General features: G+C 72.6%; 15 protein-coding genes. 8 read left to right on the top strand and 7 right to left on the bottom strand.

Annotation, left to right across the window (positions count from 1 at the left end):
• Positions 1 to 14: 14 nt before the first annotated feature.
• The 5 genes from ABD332_RS09235 to ABD332_RS09215 are packed head-to-tail and all read right to left on the bottom strand — an operon-like array spanning position 15 to position 5,317.
• Positions 15 to 2,054 (bottom strand): ATP-binding protein, encoded by a 2,040-nt coding sequence (locus ABD332_RS09235; protein ID WP_344501368.1) that lies wholly within the window; start codon positions 2,052 to 2,054, stop codon positions 15 to 17.
• The gene (locus ABD332_RS09230) at positions 2,051 to 2,413 is read right to left on the bottom strand and encodes a response regulator transcription factor (protein WP_344501367.1); all 363 of its coding nucleotides are present in this window, start codon (positions 2,411 to 2,413) and stop codon (positions 2,051 to 2,053) included. The genes ABD332_RS09235 and ABD332_RS09230 overlap by 4 nt, the downstream gene beginning before the upstream one ends.
• 50 nt (positions 2,414 to 2,463) lie before the next feature.
• Complete coding sequence (locus tag ABD332_RS09225; RefSeq protein WP_344501366.1) at positions 2,464 to 3,816, bottom strand: hypothetical protein; 1,353 nt, start codon at positions 3,814 to 3,816, stop codon at positions 2,464 to 2,466.
• A complete protein-coding gene (locus ABD332_RS09220; RefSeq protein WP_344501365.1) occupies positions 3,813 to 4,034 on the bottom strand; it encodes a hypothetical protein in 222 nt (73 codons plus the stop codon). Before ABD332_RS09220 ends, ABD332_RS09225 begins: the two co-directional genes overlap by 4 nt.
• A 59-nt stretch (positions 4,035 to 4,093) precedes the next feature.
• The gene (locus ABD332_RS09215) at positions 4,094 to 5,317 is read right to left on the bottom strand and encodes an MFS transporter (RefSeq protein ID WP_344501364.1); all 1,224 of its coding nucleotides are present in this window, start codon (positions 5,315 to 5,317) and stop codon (positions 4,094 to 4,096) included.
• Positions 5,318 to 5,329: 12 nt separating this feature from the next.
• Between ABD332_RS09215 and ABD332_RS09210 the strand changes: the two genes are divergently transcribed.
• Together ABD332_RS09210 and ABD332_RS09205 are read left to right on the top strand one after the other, a co-directional pair.
• The gene (locus ABD332_RS09210; RefSeq protein ID WP_344501363.1) at positions 5,330 to 5,953 is read left to right on the top strand and encodes a DedA family protein; all 624 of its coding nucleotides are present in this window, start codon (positions 5,330 to 5,332) and stop codon (positions 5,951 to 5,953) included.
• Positions 5,954 to 6,032: 79 nt separating this feature from the next.
• On the top strand, positions 6,033 to 7,040 hold the full coding sequence (locus ABD332_RS09205) for a coiled-coil domain-containing protein (RefSeq protein WP_344501362.1): 1,008 nt from the start codon (positions 6,033 to 6,035) through the stop codon (positions 7,038 to 7,040).
• A gap of 4 nt (positions 7,041 to 7,044) precedes the next feature.
• Here ABD332_RS09205 and ABD332_RS09200 read toward each other — a convergent pair whose 3' ends face one another.
• Both ABD332_RS09200 and ABD332_RS09195 read right to left on the bottom strand, forming a co-directional pair.
• Positions 7,045 to 8,118 (bottom strand): branched-chain amino acid aminotransferase, encoded by a 1,074-nt coding sequence (locus ABD332_RS09200; protein ID WP_344501361.1) that lies wholly within the window; start codon positions 8,116 to 8,118, stop codon positions 7,045 to 7,047.
• 106 nt (positions 8,119 to 8,224) lie between these two features.
• The gene (locus ABD332_RS09195; protein ID WP_344501360.1) at positions 8,225 to 9,070 is read right to left on the bottom strand and encodes a spermidine synthase; all 846 of its coding nucleotides are present in this window, start codon (positions 9,068 to 9,070) and stop codon (positions 8,225 to 8,227) included.
• A 121-nt stretch (positions 9,071 to 9,191) separates the two neighbouring features.
• On the opposite strand from ABD332_RS09195, the gene ABD332_RS09190 reads away from it, so the two are divergent.
• From ABD332_RS09190 to ABD332_RS09165, 6 genes are read left to right on the top strand one after another with little or no spacing between them, the layout of a single operon-like run.
• Positions 9,192 to 10,070: an FAD binding domain-containing protein gene (locus tag ABD332_RS09190; protein ID WP_344501359.1), complete on the top strand. Its 879-nt coding sequence runs from the start codon at positions 9,192 to 9,194 to the stop codon at positions 10,068 to 10,070.
• 2 nt (positions 10,071 to 10,072) lie between these two features.
• On the top strand, positions 10,073 to 10,558 hold the full coding sequence (locus tag ABD332_RS09185; protein ID WP_344501358.1) for a (2Fe-2S)-binding protein: 486 nt from the start codon (positions 10,073 to 10,075) through the stop codon (positions 10,556 to 10,558).
• Positions 10,555 to 12,924, top strand: a complete 2,370-nt coding sequence (locus ABD332_RS09180) for an aerobic carbon-monoxide dehydrogenase large subunit (RefSeq protein ID WP_344501357.1) — start codon at positions 10,555 to 10,557, stop codon at positions 12,922 to 12,924. Before ABD332_RS09185 ends, ABD332_RS09180 begins: the two co-directional genes overlap by 4 nt.
• Positions 12,921 to 13,844: an XdhC family protein gene (locus tag ABD332_RS09175; protein WP_344501356.1), complete on the top strand. Its 924-nt coding sequence runs from the start codon at positions 12,921 to 12,923 to the stop codon at positions 13,842 to 13,844. Before ABD332_RS09180 ends, ABD332_RS09175 begins: the two co-directional genes overlap by 4 nt.
• Entirely contained in the window at positions 13,841 to 14,707 is an 867-nt protein-coding gene (locus tag ABD332_RS09170; RefSeq protein ID WP_344501355.1) for an AAA family ATPase, read from the top strand. Before ABD332_RS09175 ends, ABD332_RS09170 begins: the two co-directional genes overlap by 4 nt.
• Positions 14,694 to 15,848: a vWA domain-containing protein gene (locus ABD332_RS09165; RefSeq protein WP_344501354.1), complete on the top strand. Its 1,155-nt coding sequence runs from the start codon at positions 14,694 to 14,696 to the stop codon at positions 15,846 to 15,848. Before ABD332_RS09170 ends, ABD332_RS09165 begins: the two co-directional genes overlap by 14 nt.
• Positions 15,849 to 15,850 lie beyond the last annotated feature (2 nt).

Raw genomic sequence — 15,850 nt, 5'->3', positions numbered from 1 at the left:
CCCCCTGGGACGCGTCAAGAACGAACGTTCGCTTTGGCGGCGTGGTGTACGACACTCCGCGTCGCCTTCGGCAGCGTGAACGCGAACCTGGTGCCGCCGCCGGGGTTGTCCACGGCCACGATCTGGCCCCCGTGCCGCTCCACGATCCGCTTGCAGATCGCCAGGCCGAGGCCCGTGCCGGCGTAACCGGCGGAGCGGTGCGCCCGGTGGAAGTTGTTGAAGATCGCCTCGTGCTGCCCGGCGGGGATGCCGATGCCGTTGTCGGCGATCTCGACCCGGACCAGCTCCGCCTCGACGCGCTCCGAGCCGATCTCGATCCGCGGCACGACGCCCGGCGCGGTGTACTTCACCGCGTTGCCGACCAGGTTGTCGACGAGCTGGCGCAGCAGCACCGGGTCGGCGTGCACGTCGTGCAGCCGGCCGAGGACGAACTGCGGCGCGGCCGCGGCGCCCGCCGCCGCCAGGTCCGCGCGGGCCATGGTCACGTCCGCGACGAGGTCCCGCAGCGGGACGTCGACGGGCGCGATGACGGCGCTGCGGGTGGTGGTGTACGCGAGAAGGTCGTTGATCAGGTGCCGCATGCGGCCGGAGGCACGCACGATCCGGCTGAGGCTGTCGGTGGCGTCGTGCCGCTCGGCCGACTCGGACATGCCGCGCAGCGTGTCGTCGAGGTTCTCGGCCCAGCCGTCGATCGTGGTCAGCGGGTTCAGCAGGTCGTGCGCGACGACCCCGGCGAAGGACGCCAGCTCGTCGCGCTGCCGGCGCTCGGCCGTGACGTCGTGGAAGACGACCACCACGCCGTCGTCGCCGTGCAGGCGGCGCGCGCTGACGCTCACGATCCGCCCGTCGGGGACCCCGCTGTTGCGCACCAGCAGCTCCACGTTGCGCACGTCCTCGCCGGCGAGGGCGCGGGTGTGCGCCATCTCCTCCTGCGGCAGCCGGGTGCCGTCGGGGAGGAAGAGGCCGTAGTGGTCCGGGTCGGCGATGGCGGCGGTGCCGCTGGTCACCCCGCCGAGCAGGGCGACCGCGGCCGGGTTGCGCATGACCCAGCTGCCGTCGGCCCGGATCACGGCGAGGCCGTCGCTCATCGAGTCGACGATCGTGGTCAGCAGGCCGGCCTGCGCCGCCGCAGCCCGGCCGGTCTCGGTCAGCCGGTCCAGCAGCTCGGCGCGCTCGTCGCGGCCCAGCGCGATCGACAGCCCGACGATCGCGACCATGCCGACGAAGGCCTGCGCGACCAGCGCCCGCGTCTGGTGCGACGCGATCGTGGCGAAGGGGCCGTCGCCGTGCAGCGTGAACAGCACGGCGAGGGTGCCCAGGCACAGGTCGTGCAGGACGACGAACGTGGTGTGCAGCCGCAGCGCCGCCCAGACGGTGACGGCGAGCAGCGGAAACGCCAGCGGCAGGCCGTGGTTGAGGGCGAAGCCGACGACGTACGCGCTGATCGAGCACACGACCAGCGCGAGGTACTCGGCGAGCCGCACCGGCGCGACCCGCCTGAGGCGGATGCCGTTGCGCCAGTGGTGACCGACCCGGAGCCCGACGGCCAGGATGAGCAGGATGCTCACGGTGTTGCGGGTAAGCCAGACGGCCGCGTCCATCCAGGAGAAGTGGCCCGAGACGAGCCAGACCGCGGTCGGCCCGATCGTGGCGCCGGCGAGCGCGCCGGCGCCGGTCGCGACCAGCATCCGCCAGAGGTCGGAGGAGCGGGCGAGCGGCTCGTCCCCGCCGGCGCCCCACAGCCGCGGGCTGAGCCGCGCGTGCACCCGCAGGAACACGGCGACCTGGACCAGGTTGGCGACGAAGAACCACAGCGCGAGGACGAGCGGCGCGCCGGTCGCCACGTTGGCCGCCACGGTGATGACCGCGAGCATCACCGGGTCGGCCCAGCGCAGCCGCGCCCTGCGCTGCATGGAGAACCACAGGACGGTGACGCCGGCGGCCGGCCACACGAGGCTGAGGCTCGTGCCGTCCATGATGGTGAGCCGCCCGGCGAACGTGGCGAGGAGGCAGAGCAGGGACCAGGCCGCGGTCCGCGCGAGCGAGCCCGTCATCCGGGCACCAGCACCATGTCGAGCGCGGTGCGCAGGCTCTCGCTGGTGAAGGGTTTGCGCAGGTACAGCGCGCCGGTGTCGCGGACCCGGGCCACCACCGTGCCGTCCCACAGCACGGTGAGGAACATGGCGGGCAGGTCGGCGCGCTGCCGGCGGAGCAGGTGCAGCAGCTCGATGCCGTCCATGCCGGGCAGGTCGACGTCGAGGATCGCCGCCTCGGGCAGCCCGTGCGTGGCGACCGCATCGAGTGCCTCGGCGCCGGTGCCGGCCGCGAGGACCTCGTGCCCGTCGGCGCGCAGGCGCTTGACGATCAGCTCGAGGACGTCCTGCTCGTCGTCCACGACGAGAATCCGTGCCATGTCGGCCCCCTGCCTGTCCTCCTGCTGATCGACAGGCGGGGGGCCGATGTTCAGCGTTTCGTGGGAACGACGTCCTGCAGGTGGCGGCCGTTGACCGAGGACCGGCGGCCGGCGTCGACCTCGCGCTTCCAGGTGCGCACGTAGTTGGACGCGGTCAGCCGCTCCACGTCGTTGAGCTCGAGGAGGTCCCCGACGAACGAGGTCAGGGCCATCGTGTCGCGGGGGTCGTTGTCCGGGACGTGCTCGTGCAGGGCCGCATGCACCTGGCTGCGCAGGGACCCCTCCCGGATCGACCTGGTCGGCGTCAGCGTGGGCTCCTCGGCGATGTCGACGGTGGTCGTCACCTTGGACTGGCCGCGGGGGCGCCGGGGCGTCGGCGGCGGGAGGATCTCGGCGATCTCGCCGCGCCACTCACCCAGCGGCGAGGCGGCGGGCTCCCGCGGCTCAGCCGCGGGAACGGGCGCGGGAGCGGGCGCTTCAGGCGCCTCGGCGACCTCGGGCGCCTCGGGCAGGGTCAGCTGCTCCTCGGCGGGCTCCTCGACGGGCTCCTTGACCAGGGCCTCCGTGAGCGCGGGGCGCCGCGCGGGCTCGTCGACGACCGAGATCACCCGGGCGTCCGACGCGAGGCGGGCCGGGGACAGGTCGGCGGCGATGAGCGCGGTGAGCCCGTCGTAGTCGGCGCCGTCGGCGAGCCGCACGGCGATCTCGTCCAGGTCGTAGACGGCGACCGCGATGTCCGCCGTCGTCGGGTCGACCGCGGCGCGGATCTTGCGGTGCAGCACCTTGGCGATCGCCTTGGTGCGCACCTCCTTGCGCTTCTCCGCGCGGGCCGCGGCCAGGGACGTGTAGAGGCCGAGCCGGTCGTCGGCCTTCGCCAGGTTCTTCGCGCGCAGGGTCATCCAGGGGTGCCGGATCCAGTGGCCGACCACCTCGTACGCCGGCGTCGTGGGCGGCAGGTCGCCGGTGGCCCGCAGCCGGTCGCGGCGCTGGTTCTCGGTGTGCATCAGCCACACCAGGTAGCCCAGCGCGGACATGCCCGCGAAGAAGCCGGCGAGCAGCTTGTTCTCGTGCGCCAGCCAGTTGAAGGCGACCGCGAAGCCGGCGATGGCGGCGGACAGCACCCGCGAGGCCGTCGCCCGCTCGCCGAGCCGGCGCCGCACGTCGGCGTTGGCCAGGACCACGATGCCGCCCAGCTCGAGCGCGCCGACGGCCGGGACGGCCCACAGCAGCGGGATGCCGAGCGCTTCGACCGCCCCGGACACCTGCCCGGCGAGGGCGACCAGCAGCACCACGAAGTAGAACAGCTGCCGCATGTATGACGTGCGCCGGACCGTGCGCTGCAGGTCGGCGTCGAGTTCGACGATTCCGGGTCGTGAGGTGCGGTGGGCGTCCGGTGCGGTCACCGGTTTCTCCTGTCATCCGTTGCCGGCAGCGGGTAACCCCGCGCCGCGAGGAACTCGGCCAGCGCGAGGTCCACGGAGCTCTGCACCGTGGTGTTGTGGTCCTCGACGAAGCGCTGCAGGGCCTGCTCGATCTCGACCCTGACCCGGGTGTTGAGCTGCACCCGCTCGGACCGGGCGCGCTGCGGCGGCATCGCCACCGCGTTGTCTGTCAGTTCCAACCCACACTCCTGCTAGCCGTTTGCTAGCGGGGACGCTAGCAAAGGACGCGTCGATATCCTCAATCGACGCGCCGACCCCGCAGGGCGACCCCGGTGAGTAAGGCACACGTCACTCCACCGGCCCCGGCGATGATCAGCGTCGCCGGGGCGCCGGCGGCGTCGATCAGCAGGCCGCCGGCCACGTAGGACAGCGCGGCGGCGGCCCCGACGGCGCCGTACAGGTTGGCGAAGACCCGCCCGAGCAGCGCGTCCGGCACGAGCCGCTGCAGCAGCGTGTTGCAGCCCACGTCGATCGCGGCGATGCCGAGCCCGCGCGCGGCCTGCATCGCGAACACCACCGCGGCGGCCCCGGCGACGTGCGCGAGCGCGCCGGTGAGGAGGTTGCCGGCGGCGCTGACCGCGAGGCCGGCGGCGAAGAGCACGGTCATCCGCGCCCGGCCGGCGTGCCCCGAGAGCAGCGCGTAGCCGGCGGTGAGGCCGAAGCCGACCGCGCCGAGCAGCAGCGCCGCCACGGAGTCGCCCGCCCGCAGGTCGTCCTTGGCGAGCACGACGAGGGCGACGTCGTCGACGCCCGTACACAGGACGACGGCGCAGAAGCCGAGCGCGACGACCCGGACCGTCCGGTGCCGGGCCAGATACCCCAGACCGGTCCGGGCGCCTTTCCACAGCGACTCGGCGTCCAGCACGGACGGCCGGATGCGCGGCAGCCCGGTCAGCAGGGCCGCCGAGACCACGAACGACGCCGCGTCGGCGGCGAGCACGCCGCGGGTGCCGAGCCACGGCAGCAGGGCGGCGGCGAGCAGCGGCCCGGCGAGCTCGGCGACGTTGGTGACCAGGCCGAGCCGGGCGTTGCCGGCGGCGAGCCCTTCGGCCGGCACCAGCGACGGCACCGCCGCCCGCGACGCCGACTGGAAGATCTGACCGGCGACCGCCCGGGCGGCGACGAGCGCCAGCAGCAGCCACAGCGACGGCAGGAACAGCGCGATGGCGGCGACCACCAGCGCCTGGGCGAGCTCGCAGCCGATCATCAGCCGGCGCCGGTCGAACCGGTCGGCGAGCGCCCCCGCGAACGGCGCGACGAGCGACGGCACGAAGTCCCCGGCGAGCAGCAGCGCGGCGACCGCGAGCCCCTGACCCGTCGCGCCGGCGACGTGCAGCATCAATGCGACCATGCTGAGGGTGTCGCCGGCGTACGAGATGCCGCGCGCCCCGAGAAGGACACCCAGACCCCTCGGGGTTGTCTCGGGGTCGCTCCCTGATGCGTCTCTTATCCGCGCGGCCATAGCGTCATCCACATGACCGAGTGGCTCGAACCGCTGTACAGCCTGCCCGCCGCCCTGCTGGGGCTGGCGCTGGGGCTCGTCATGCTGCTCGACTCCATCCCGCTGCTCGGCATCCTGATCCCGGCCGACGTCGCCATCCTCACCACGGCCGGCGCGGCCGACCCGGTCAGCAGCCTCGGCTGGATCATCGCAGGCTGCCTCGCCGGCTGGTCACTGAGTTTCCTGGCCGGCTGGGCCTTCGGCCAGCGGTTGCGCGAGGGCCGGTTCGGCCGCTGGATCGGCGAGGCGCGCTGGGCGAAGGCCGACCACGTGGTGCGCACCGGCGGCAGCCGCATCCTGGTGACCGCGCCGTTCCTGCCGTTCCTCAACACGCTGGTGCCGCTCGCGGCCGGCGGGCTGCGGATGCCGTACCTGCGGTTCCTGCGCTCCGCCGCGCTCGGCTCCGCGCTGTGGGGCGGGCTCTACGTCGGGCTGGGCGTGCTCGCGACCCGGCTGTCGGGGCTGCTCCCCACGGGCAACCTGACCACGGTCGCGACCATCGGCTTCGGCCTCACGTTCGGCTGGGTGGCGCTCTTCACGACCCGCCGTATAGTCGCCGTAAACGGTGCAGAGCTGGCGGCTACGGTCAGTAACTGATCGGACGCATTTCTCGGTCCTGTGCTTCCGGGTGACAGTCGGTAATCTGACGGCTGACCAGCCCCCGGAAGGGACTCCGTTGCGCAAGCGCATCATCGCCTCGCTCCTCGCGGCGCTCATCGTGGTCGGCGGCTGGGCGGTGCCGGCCGGCGCGGCGCCCGGCGACCCGACGGCCGCCCCCGACGAGGGCAGCGCCAACATGACCCTCGGTGAGCTGCTGGACAAGGCCAACGGCGAGTTCCTGGACGCCCAGGGCATCCTGGAGGTCTCCAAGCAGCGCCAGGCGGAGCTCACCACGAAGGTCGCCGCCATGCAGGCCGAGCTGGACGTGATCCTCGCCGAGGTCAACATCATCGCCGGCGCCGCCTACCGCAGCGGCGGCATCCGCACCACCGCGGCGCTGATCCAGAGCGAATCGACCGAGTCCTTCATCGAGCGCACGATGATGGTCAACACCGTCGCCCGGTACAACGACCGGAAGATCGGGCAGCTGACGAAGCTGCAGAAGGAGCTCGGCGAGGCGAAGAAGGCCGTCGACGCGGAGGTCGCGCAGCAGCAGGCGCAGACCGACATCATGGCCAAGAAGAAGAAGGACGCCGAGACGGCGCTGGTGAAGATGGGCGGCCGGGCCAACGGCTACGTCAACGCCAACTCACCGCTGGCGACCCCGGCCCCGCGCAACGCCAACGGCTCGTGGCCGAAAGAGAACTGCATCATCGACGACCCGACCACGACCGGCTGCATCACTCCCCGGATGATCCACGCGGTGAAGGAGGCCCAGAAGGCCGGCTTCACGCGCTACTACTCGTGCTTCCGGCCCTCCGGACCGTATGAGCATCCGAAGGGCCGGGCCTGCGACTTCGCCGCCCAGTCGGGCGGCTTCGGCGGGGTGGCCAGCGGCGGCGACAAGACCTACGGCACCAACCTCGCCGCCTACTTCGTCAAGAACGCGAGCGCGCTCGGGGTGCTCTACGTGATCTGGTTCCGCCAGGTGTGGACGCCGGCCGCCGGCTGGCACTCGTACAGCGGCGGCAACGGCGACCCGTCCAGCGACCACACCAACCACGTGCACCTGTCAATGATCTGACCGCCTACAGGGGCAGCCGCCAGCCGAAGGGGTCCTCCTCGGTGCCGCGCTGGATCCCGACGAGCGTGTCGCGGATCTTCGCGGTGAAGGGGCCCTCGACCGCGCCGGCGATGGCGAACTCGCCGTCGGCGGTGCGGGCCGTGCCGATCGAGCTGATGACGACGCCGGTGCCACTGGCGAAGGTCTCCTTCAGCCGGCCGGAGCGGGCGTCGTCGCGCCACTCGTCGAGGCTGTACGGGCGCTCGGTGACCGTGTAGCCCAGGTGGGCGGCGAGGCGCAGCACCGAGTCGCGGGTGACGCCCGGCAGGATCGAGCCGTTGAGCGGCGGGGTCACCAGCTCGCCGTCGTAGACGAAGAACAGGTTGTTGCTGCCCGCCTCCTCGATGTACCGGCGCTCGACCGAGTCGAGGAACACCACCTGGTCACAGCCGGCCTCCTGGGCCTGCGCCTGCGCGCGGAGGCTGGCGGCGTAGTTGGCGGCGGTCTTCACCGCGCCGGTGCCGCCGGGCGCGGCCCGCGAGTACTCCTGCGAGACCCACATCGTGACGGGCTTCGCACCGCCGGCGAAGTAGGCGCCGGCCGGCGAGGCGATGACGGCGTACAGGTACTCCGACGACGGCCGGACCCCGAGGAACGGGTCGGTCGCGATCATGAACGGGCGCAGGTAAAGGCTCTGCCCCTCGCTCGTCGGCACCCAGTCGCGGTCCGCCTCGACGAGCACCCGCAGCGACCGCAGGAAGAGCTCCTCGGGCAGCCGCGGCATCGCCAGGCGCTCCGCCGTGACGTTGAGCCGGCGGGCGTTGGCGTCCGGGCGGAAGAACGCGACGCCGCCGCCGGGCTGGGCGTAGACCTTGAGACCCTCGAAGATCTCCTGCCCGTAGTGCAGGGCGGCGGTCGCCGGCGAGAGCGCGAGCGGGCCGAACGGCTCCAGCTTCGCGTCATACCAGCCCTTCGTGTCGGCATACCGCACGGTGACCATGTGATCGGTGAAGACGCGACCGAAACCGGGGTCGCTCATCAGGGCGGCGCGCTCCGCGGCAGAACGGCGGGTGGCGGCGACGGTGGCGAATTCGAGCATCCCGCGACTGTATTCGCTCACTGAACGATGCCTAAGCTCCTTCCCGGGGACTGGGCGGTAGCTTCCGCGGCGGTGATTCAGCGGCGGTGGTTCAGCGGCGGTCGCTTCAGAATAGGTCCTTCGGGGGCAGGGGCGACTGGGTGGCGACGTCGTCGGTCACCACGCGGGCGCCGGCGACGAGACGGTCCAGGTCGTCGCCGTGGACGAGCCGGGCCGGGAACGCGTCCCCGGCGCCCGCCCGGGCGAAGCCGGCGACGGGGAGCGGGGCCGCCGACGCGGCCAGCACGACGTTGCCGAAGCGGCGGCCGCGCAGCACGGCCGGCTCGGCCAGCAGGCACACGTCGGCGAAGAGCCGGCGCAGCGTCGCGACCTGGCCGCGCGCGAACGCCAGGCCGGTGCCGTCGGCGAGGTTCGCGGCGTACACGCCGCCGGGGCGCAGCAGCCGGGCCGCGGCGGTGACGAACTCCAGTGACGCGAGGTGCGCCGGCACCCGGGCGCCGCGGTAGACGTCCGTGATGACCAGGTCGAAGCGGCCACCCGACATGGACTCCACGGCGGCCCGGGCGTCCATCGCCCGGACGCGGATGTCGGCGCCCCGGGGCAGCGGCAGCTCCCGCCGCACCAGGTCGATCAGCGCCGCGTCGAGCTCGACGACCCGCTGCGACGAGCCGGGCCTGGTCGCGGCGACGTAACGGGCCATCGTCAGCGCGCCGCCGCCGAGGTGCAGCACCGACAGCGGGGTGCCCGCGGGTGCGATCCCGTCGACGATCGAGGCGAGGCGGCGCATGTACTCGAAGTCCAGCCGGCTCGGGTCGTCGAGGTCGACGGCCGACTGCGGGTAGCCGTCGACCAGCAGCGTCCACCGGCCCGGCCGCCCGTCGTCGGGGAGCAGCTCGGCGACACCGCCGTCGATTTCACTGACGATGCCGGACCCACGCTTCTGACGACCCATGGATCACACCGTAGTTACAGTTCACGAGAAGAATTTTTGTCATCGGGTGTTGTTCAATGTCGCCTTTAGGACGAACATCGTCCCGTTGGTGCCCAAACGACACTCCTCACGCGGAGGCGCGATGCAAGTACCCGCCGCATTCGAATACGCGAAAGCGACGACGGTGAGCCAGACCCTCGAACTGCTGTCCCAGTGGGGCGAGGACGCCCGGGTCATCGCCGGCGGTCACAGTCTGATCCCGATGATGAAGCTCCGACTGGCCCGGCCGACCGCGCTGATCGACATCAACGACGTCAGCGAGCTGTCCTACATCCGGGTCGAGGGCGGCGAGCTGCGGATCGGTGCGCTGACCCGGCACGCCGATCTGCTCGACTCCGCGCTCGTCGAGGAGCACTACCGAATCTTCCGCGACGCGGAGCGGGTGATCGCCGACCCGATCGTGCGCAACCGCGGCACCGTCGGCGGGTCGCTGTGCCAGGCGGACCCGGCCGAGGACCTCTCCGCCGCGTTCGCCGCCGTCGACGCCTCGGTCGTCATCCACGGTCCGCGGGGGTCGCGCACCGTGAAGCTGACCGAGTTCCACGTCGGGCCCTACGAGACGGTCGTCGAGGCCGGCGAGCTGCTCACCGAGGTGCGCGTGCCGATCCGCCCGGGTGGCGGCTCCGCGTACACGAAGGTCGAGCGCCGCGTCGGTGACTGGGCGGTCGCCGCGGCCGGCGCCGCGATCTGGACCGACGCCGCGGGCACCGTCAGCAACGTCGGCATCGGCCTGGCCGCCGTGGGCGCCGAGCACTTCCGGGCCGCGGAGGCCGAGGCGTACCTCGTCGGCAGGCCCGCCACGGAGGAGAGCTTCGCCGAGGCGGGGCGCATCGCCGCCGAGCACAGCAACCCGGTCGCCGACCAGCGCGGACCGGTCGACTACAAGCGCCACCTCGCGGGGGAGCTGACCGTGCGCGCGCTGCGCGCCGCGGCCGCCCGCGCGCGTGGGCAGGAGGCCTGATCATGCAGATCACCGTGACGGTGAACGGCGAAAGCCACACCCGCGACGTGGAGCCCCGGCTGCTGCTGGTGCACTTCCTGCGCAACGAGCTCGGCCTCACCGGGACGCACTGGGGCTGCGACACGTCCAACTGCGGCGTGTGCACCGTGACCCTGGACGGCGTGCCCGTCAAGTCCTGCACCGTCCTGGCGGTGATGGCCGACGGCAAGCAGGTCGGCACCGTCGAAGGGCTCGAGCGTGCGGACGGCCTGGACCCGGTCCAGCAGGGCTTCGTGCAGTGCCACGGGCTGCAGTGCGGCTTCTGCACCCCCGGCATGATGCTCACCGCCCGCTGCCTGCTCGACAAGAACCCCGACCCGTCGGAGCAGGAGATCCGCGAGGCGATCTCCGGCCAGCTCTGCCGGTGCACGGGTTACGAGAACATCGTCCGCTCGGTCCGCTGGGCGGCGGAGCACGAGGCTGCAGCGAAGGCCGAGGTGACGTCATGACCGTGACCGAGACCCCCATGGGCTTCGGCCGCATGCACCGCAAGGAAGACGCGCGGTTCGTGCGCGGCAAGGGCAACTACGTCGACGACGTCAACCTGCCCGGCATGCTGCACGGCTCGTTCCTGCGCAGCCCGTACGCCCACGCGAAGATCGTCTCGATCGACACGAGCGCGGCGGAGGCGCTGCCGGGCGTCAAGGCCGTCATCACGGGTGCCGTCCTGGAGACGCTGAAGCTCGCGTGGATGCCGACCCTGTCCTACGACACGCAGGCCGTGCTCGCGACCGACAAGGTCCGCTTCCAGAACCAGGAGGTCGCCTTCGTCGTCGCCGAGAACCACTACATCGCGCGGGACGCGCTCGAGCTCATCGAGGTCGAGTACGAGCCGCTGCCGGTCGTGGCGGACGCGAAGCAGGCCCTCGCCCCGGACGCCCCGGTCATCCGGGACGACAAGGAGGGCAAGACCGACAACCACATCTTCGACTGGTCCGCCGGCGACGCGGAGAAGACCGACGCGGTCTTCGCCTCGTCGGAGGTCGTGGTCAGCGAGGACATCCTGTACCCGCGGGTGCACCCCTCGCCGCTGGAGACGTGCGGCGCGGTCGCCGACTTCGACAAGGTCAGCGGCAAGCTGACGATCTACTCGACCACCCAGGCGCCGCACGCGCACCGGACCGTCTACGCGCTCGTCGCGGGGCTGCCGGAGCACAAGATCCGGGTCATCTCCCCCGACATCGGCGGCGGCTTCGGCGGCAAGGTCGGCATCTACCCCGGCTACGTCCTGGCGATCGTCGGCTCCATCGTCACCGGCAAGCCGGTGAAGTGGATGGAGGACCGCAACGAGCACCTGACGGCCACCGCGTTCGCCCGCGACTACCACATGCGCGGCGAGATCGCGGCGACGAAGGACGGCAGGATCCGCGCCCTGCGGGTCAAGGTCCTCGCCGACCACGGCGCCTTCAACGGCACCGCCCAGCCGACCAAGTTCCCGGCCGGCTTCTTCCACATCTTCACCGGGTCCTACGACCTGGAGGCGGCGTCCTGCGACGTCACCGGCGTCTACACCAACAAGGCCCCGGGCGGCGTCGCGTACGCCTGCTCCTTCCGGATCACCGAGGCCGCGTACCTCGTCGAGCGCATGATCGACGTGCTGGCGTTCGAGCTGAAGATGGACCCGGCCGAGCTGCGGCTGAAGAACCTGCTCAAGCCGGAGCAGTTCCCGTACACCACGCCCACCGGCTGGGAGTACGACTCCGGCGACTACCCGCGCGCGCTCCGGCTCGCCATGGACATGGTCGAGTACGACAAGCTCCGCGCGGAGCAGGCCGACAAGCTCAGCCGCGGCGAGTACATGGGCATCGGCATCAGCTTCTTCACCGAGGGCGTCGGGGCCGGCCCCCGCAAGCACATGGACATCCTCGGCCTGGGCATGGCCGACGGCGCCGAGCTGCGGGTCCACCCGACCGGCAAGGCGGTGCTGCGGCTGTCGGTGCAGACGCAGGGCCAGGGCCACGAGACGACGTTCGCGCAGATCGTCGCCGAGGAGCTGGGCATCTCGCCCGACGACATCGACGTCGTGCACGGCGACACCGACCAGACCCCGTTCGGCCTCGGCACCTACGGCTCGCGCTCGACGCCGGTCTCCGGCGCGGCGACCGCGATCGTGGCCCGCAAGGTCCGCGACCGGGCCCGGATCGTGGCGTCGGCGATGCTCGAGGTGTCCCCGGACGACCTGGAGTGGGAGAAGGGGAAGTTCTTCGTCAAGGGCGACCCCGACCAGGCCAAGACGATCCAGGAGATCGCGATGGCCGCGCACTCGAGCCTGGAGCTGCCCGAGGGCGTCGAGGGCCACCTGGACGCGACGACGGTCTACAACCCGCCGAACCTGACCTACCCGTTCGGCGCGTACATCTGCGTCGTCGACGTCGACCCGGCCACCGGCCAGGTCAAGGTCCGCCGGTTCATCGCCGTCGACGACTGCGGCGTGCGGATCAACCCGATGATCGTCGAGGGCCAGGTGCACGGCGGCCTCGCCGACGGCATCGGCATGGCGCTCATGCAGCTCATGGCGTTCGACGAGGACGGCAACCACCTCGGCGCGTCGCTCATGGACTACCTGCTGCCGACCTCGCTGGAGTGCCCGTCGTGGGAGCTCGGCGAGACGGTCACGCCGTCGCCGCACCACCCGATCGGCGCCAAGGGCGTCGGCGAGTCCGCGACGGTCGGCTCGCCGGCCGCCGTGGTCAACGCGGTCCTCGACGCGCTGAAGCCCCTCGGGGTCCGGCACGCCGACATGCCCCTCACCCCGTCCAACGTGTGGCGCGCCACGCAGGGCCGCCCGATCCGAACGGACCTCGCCATCTCATGACCGACCTCCTTCATCGCGCCGACCGGTTGCGCGCCGACCGCACCCCGTTCGTCCTCGCGACGGTCGTGCGGGCCGAGCGGCCGACCAGTGCCAAGGCGGGAGACCGCGCCCTCGTGCTGCCGGACGGCACGATGGAGGGGTTCGTCGGTGGCACCTGCGCCGAGTCGACCGTCCGTCTCCAGGGGCTCCGGCTGCTGGAGACGGGCGAGTCGACGCTGCTGCGCATCACGCCCGACGGCGCCGACGTCACCTCCGAGCGGGAAGGTCTGCTCACCGTCTCCAACCCGTGCCTGTCCGGCGGGACCCTCGAGATCTTCCTGGAGACGATGATTCCGGCGCCGCTCGTGTACGTGCAAGGCGAGGCTCCCGTCGCCCGCGCGATGGTGGACGTCGCGCGATCCATCGGCTGGGAAGCGGTCAGCGGGCCCGCTTCGGCGGTGCCGCTGGACGCGTCCGCGGTCGTCGTCGCCTCCCACGGGCGCGACGAGATCGAGTCCCTCACCGCGGCGGTCAGGGCGGACGTGCCGTACATCGCGCTGGTCGCCAGCCGTAAGCGGGCTCTTGCGGTCATCGGCGAACTGCCGCTGACGGACCTGGAGAAGGCGCGCATCCACGCGCCGGCCGGGCTGGACATCGGCGCGCGGACGGCGCCGGAGATCGCGCTGTCCATTCTCGCCGAGGTCATCTCCAAGCGGCCCCGGCAGACCGCCCCGCCGCCCGGCCGGATCGAGCTGCCGTTGCTCCAGCCGGTCGCCAAGGCCGCTGTCTCCAAGGTCGCGGTCGCCAAGGACGTCATCTGCGCGATGGACGTGGCGATCTCGCCGGACGCGCTGCAGTACGAGCACGAGGGCACCATGTACTACTTCTGCGGCTCCGGCTGCCGGCGGGCGTTCATCGACAACCCGGCCCGGTACCTGTGACGGCGTCGGTCGAGGAGCTGGTCGACGGCCTGTCCGAGCAGGGCTACCTCGCCGACCAGGGGCTCGCCACGGCGCTGTTCCTGTCGGTGCGGCTCGGCCAGCCGATCCTGTTGGAGGGCGAGCCCGGGGTCGGCAAGACCGCCGCCGCGGGCGCCCTCGCCGCGTCGCTGGACACCCCGCTCATCCGGTTGCAGTGCTACGAGGGGCTCAGCGCCGCCGAGGCCCTGTACGAGTGGAACTACCCGCGCCAGCTGCTGGGGATCCGGCTCGCCGAGGCGCGCGGCGAGGTGCCCCGGGAGGCGGACCTGTTCGCCCCCGAGTACCTGCTGCGCCGCCCGCTGCTCGCCGCGATCGAGCACCCCGGGCCGCGCCCGGCGGTGCTGCTCATCGACGAGGTCGACCGGGCCGACGACGAGTTCGAGGCGTTCCTGTTCGAGCTCCTGGCCGAGGGCTCGGTGACCATCCCCGAGCTGGGGACGCGGACCGCCGTGGTGCCGCCGATCGTCGTGCTGACCAGCAACCGGACCCGCGACCTGCACGACGCGCTGCTGCGGCGCTGCCTGTACCACTGGATCGGCTACCCCGACGCGCACCGGGTCGCGGCGATCATCCGGCAGCGGGTGCCGGGCGCCGACGAGCTCCTCGCCGCCCAGGTCGCCGGCGCGGTGTCGCGGCTGCGCGGGCTGGACCTCACCAAGCCACCCGGCGTCGCCGAGGCGATCAGCTGGGCCAACGCGCTGCGCCTGCTGGGCCTGCCCCTGGACGAGAAGTCCGCCGGCGCGACCCTCGGCGCCGTCCTGAAGTACCGCGAGGACGAGGAGCTGGCCCGCCGGACGGGACTGGCGGACCTTGCCACGGGGTGACCTGGCCGGGCTCGTCGCCGCCTTCGGCGCGGCGCTGCACGACGCGGGCCTGCCCGTCGGACCGGACCGCGGCGAGCGCTTCGCCCGCGCCGTCACGCTCCTCGCACCTACCACCACCGCGGAGCTGCACCGCTGCGCGCGGGCGACGCTGACCTGCCACCCCGAGCAGTTCGAGATCCTCGACCGGGTCTTCGACGCGGTCTTCCGCGGCTACGCCGACGACCCGGCCGACTTCCGCGGCGACCCCAACGCCACCGGCACGTCCACGACCACCAGGTCCGGCGGCTTCTCCAGCGCGGGCCCGTCGTCGGAGTCGCCGTCCTCCTCGCAGGCGCCCGCCCGCGAGGTCGAGATCCCGGTCGCCACCGTCGGCAGCGCGGCGGAGCGGCTCGCCTCCCGCGACTTCGCCACGCTGACGCCCGAGGAGCTCGCGGCGCTGCAGGACCTGATGCGGCGGCTCGCCGTCGCCACCCCGCCGCGCCGGACCCGCCGCATGCGCGCGAGGCCGCTCGGTGCCGCCGTCGACCTCCGGGCCACCCTGCGGCGGGCCAGGCGCTCGGGCGGGCATCCGGTGCGGCTGATGCGCCGGGAGCCCCGGCTGCGGCCGCGGCGGCTCGTCGCGCTGTGCGACATCTCCGGATCCATGGAGCCCTACGCCAGGGCGATGCTGCAGCTGCTGTACTGCGCGGCCGGCACCTCGCACGCCGAGGTGTTCACGTTCGCAACCCGGCTGACCCGCCTCACGAAGGTGCTCGCCCGCACCCGCCCGGCGGTCGCGCTCGCCCGCGCCGGGCAGGCCGCCCCCGACTGGTCCGGCGGCACCCGCATCGGGGCCGCGCTGAAGGCCTTCAACGACGGCTACGGCCGCCGCGGGATGGCCCGCGGCGCGATCGTCCTCATCGTCTCCGACGGCTGGGAGACCGGCGACCCGGCGCAGGTCGGCGTCGAGATGGCCCGGCTGTCCCGCCTCGCCCACCGGATCGTGTGGGTCAACCCCCGGACCCAGAGCCCCCGCTACCGGCCCCTCGTCGGTGGCATGGCCGCCGCGTGGCCCTACTGCGACGCGGTGGTCAGCGCCCACTCCCTCACCGCTCTCGACCCCCTCCTGGCCGCGCTCGAAGGCCATTCTCGAAGGACGTGACC

Origin of the sequence: Dactylosporangium maewongense, from assembly GCF_039531485.1 — a bacterium.
In the GTDB taxonomy this organism is placed as follows: Bacteria; Actinomycetota; Actinomycetes; order Mycobacteriales; family Micromonosporaceae; genus Dactylosporangium; species Dactylosporangium maewongense.
This window is presented reverse-complemented; position numbering and strand designations above follow the sequence as displayed.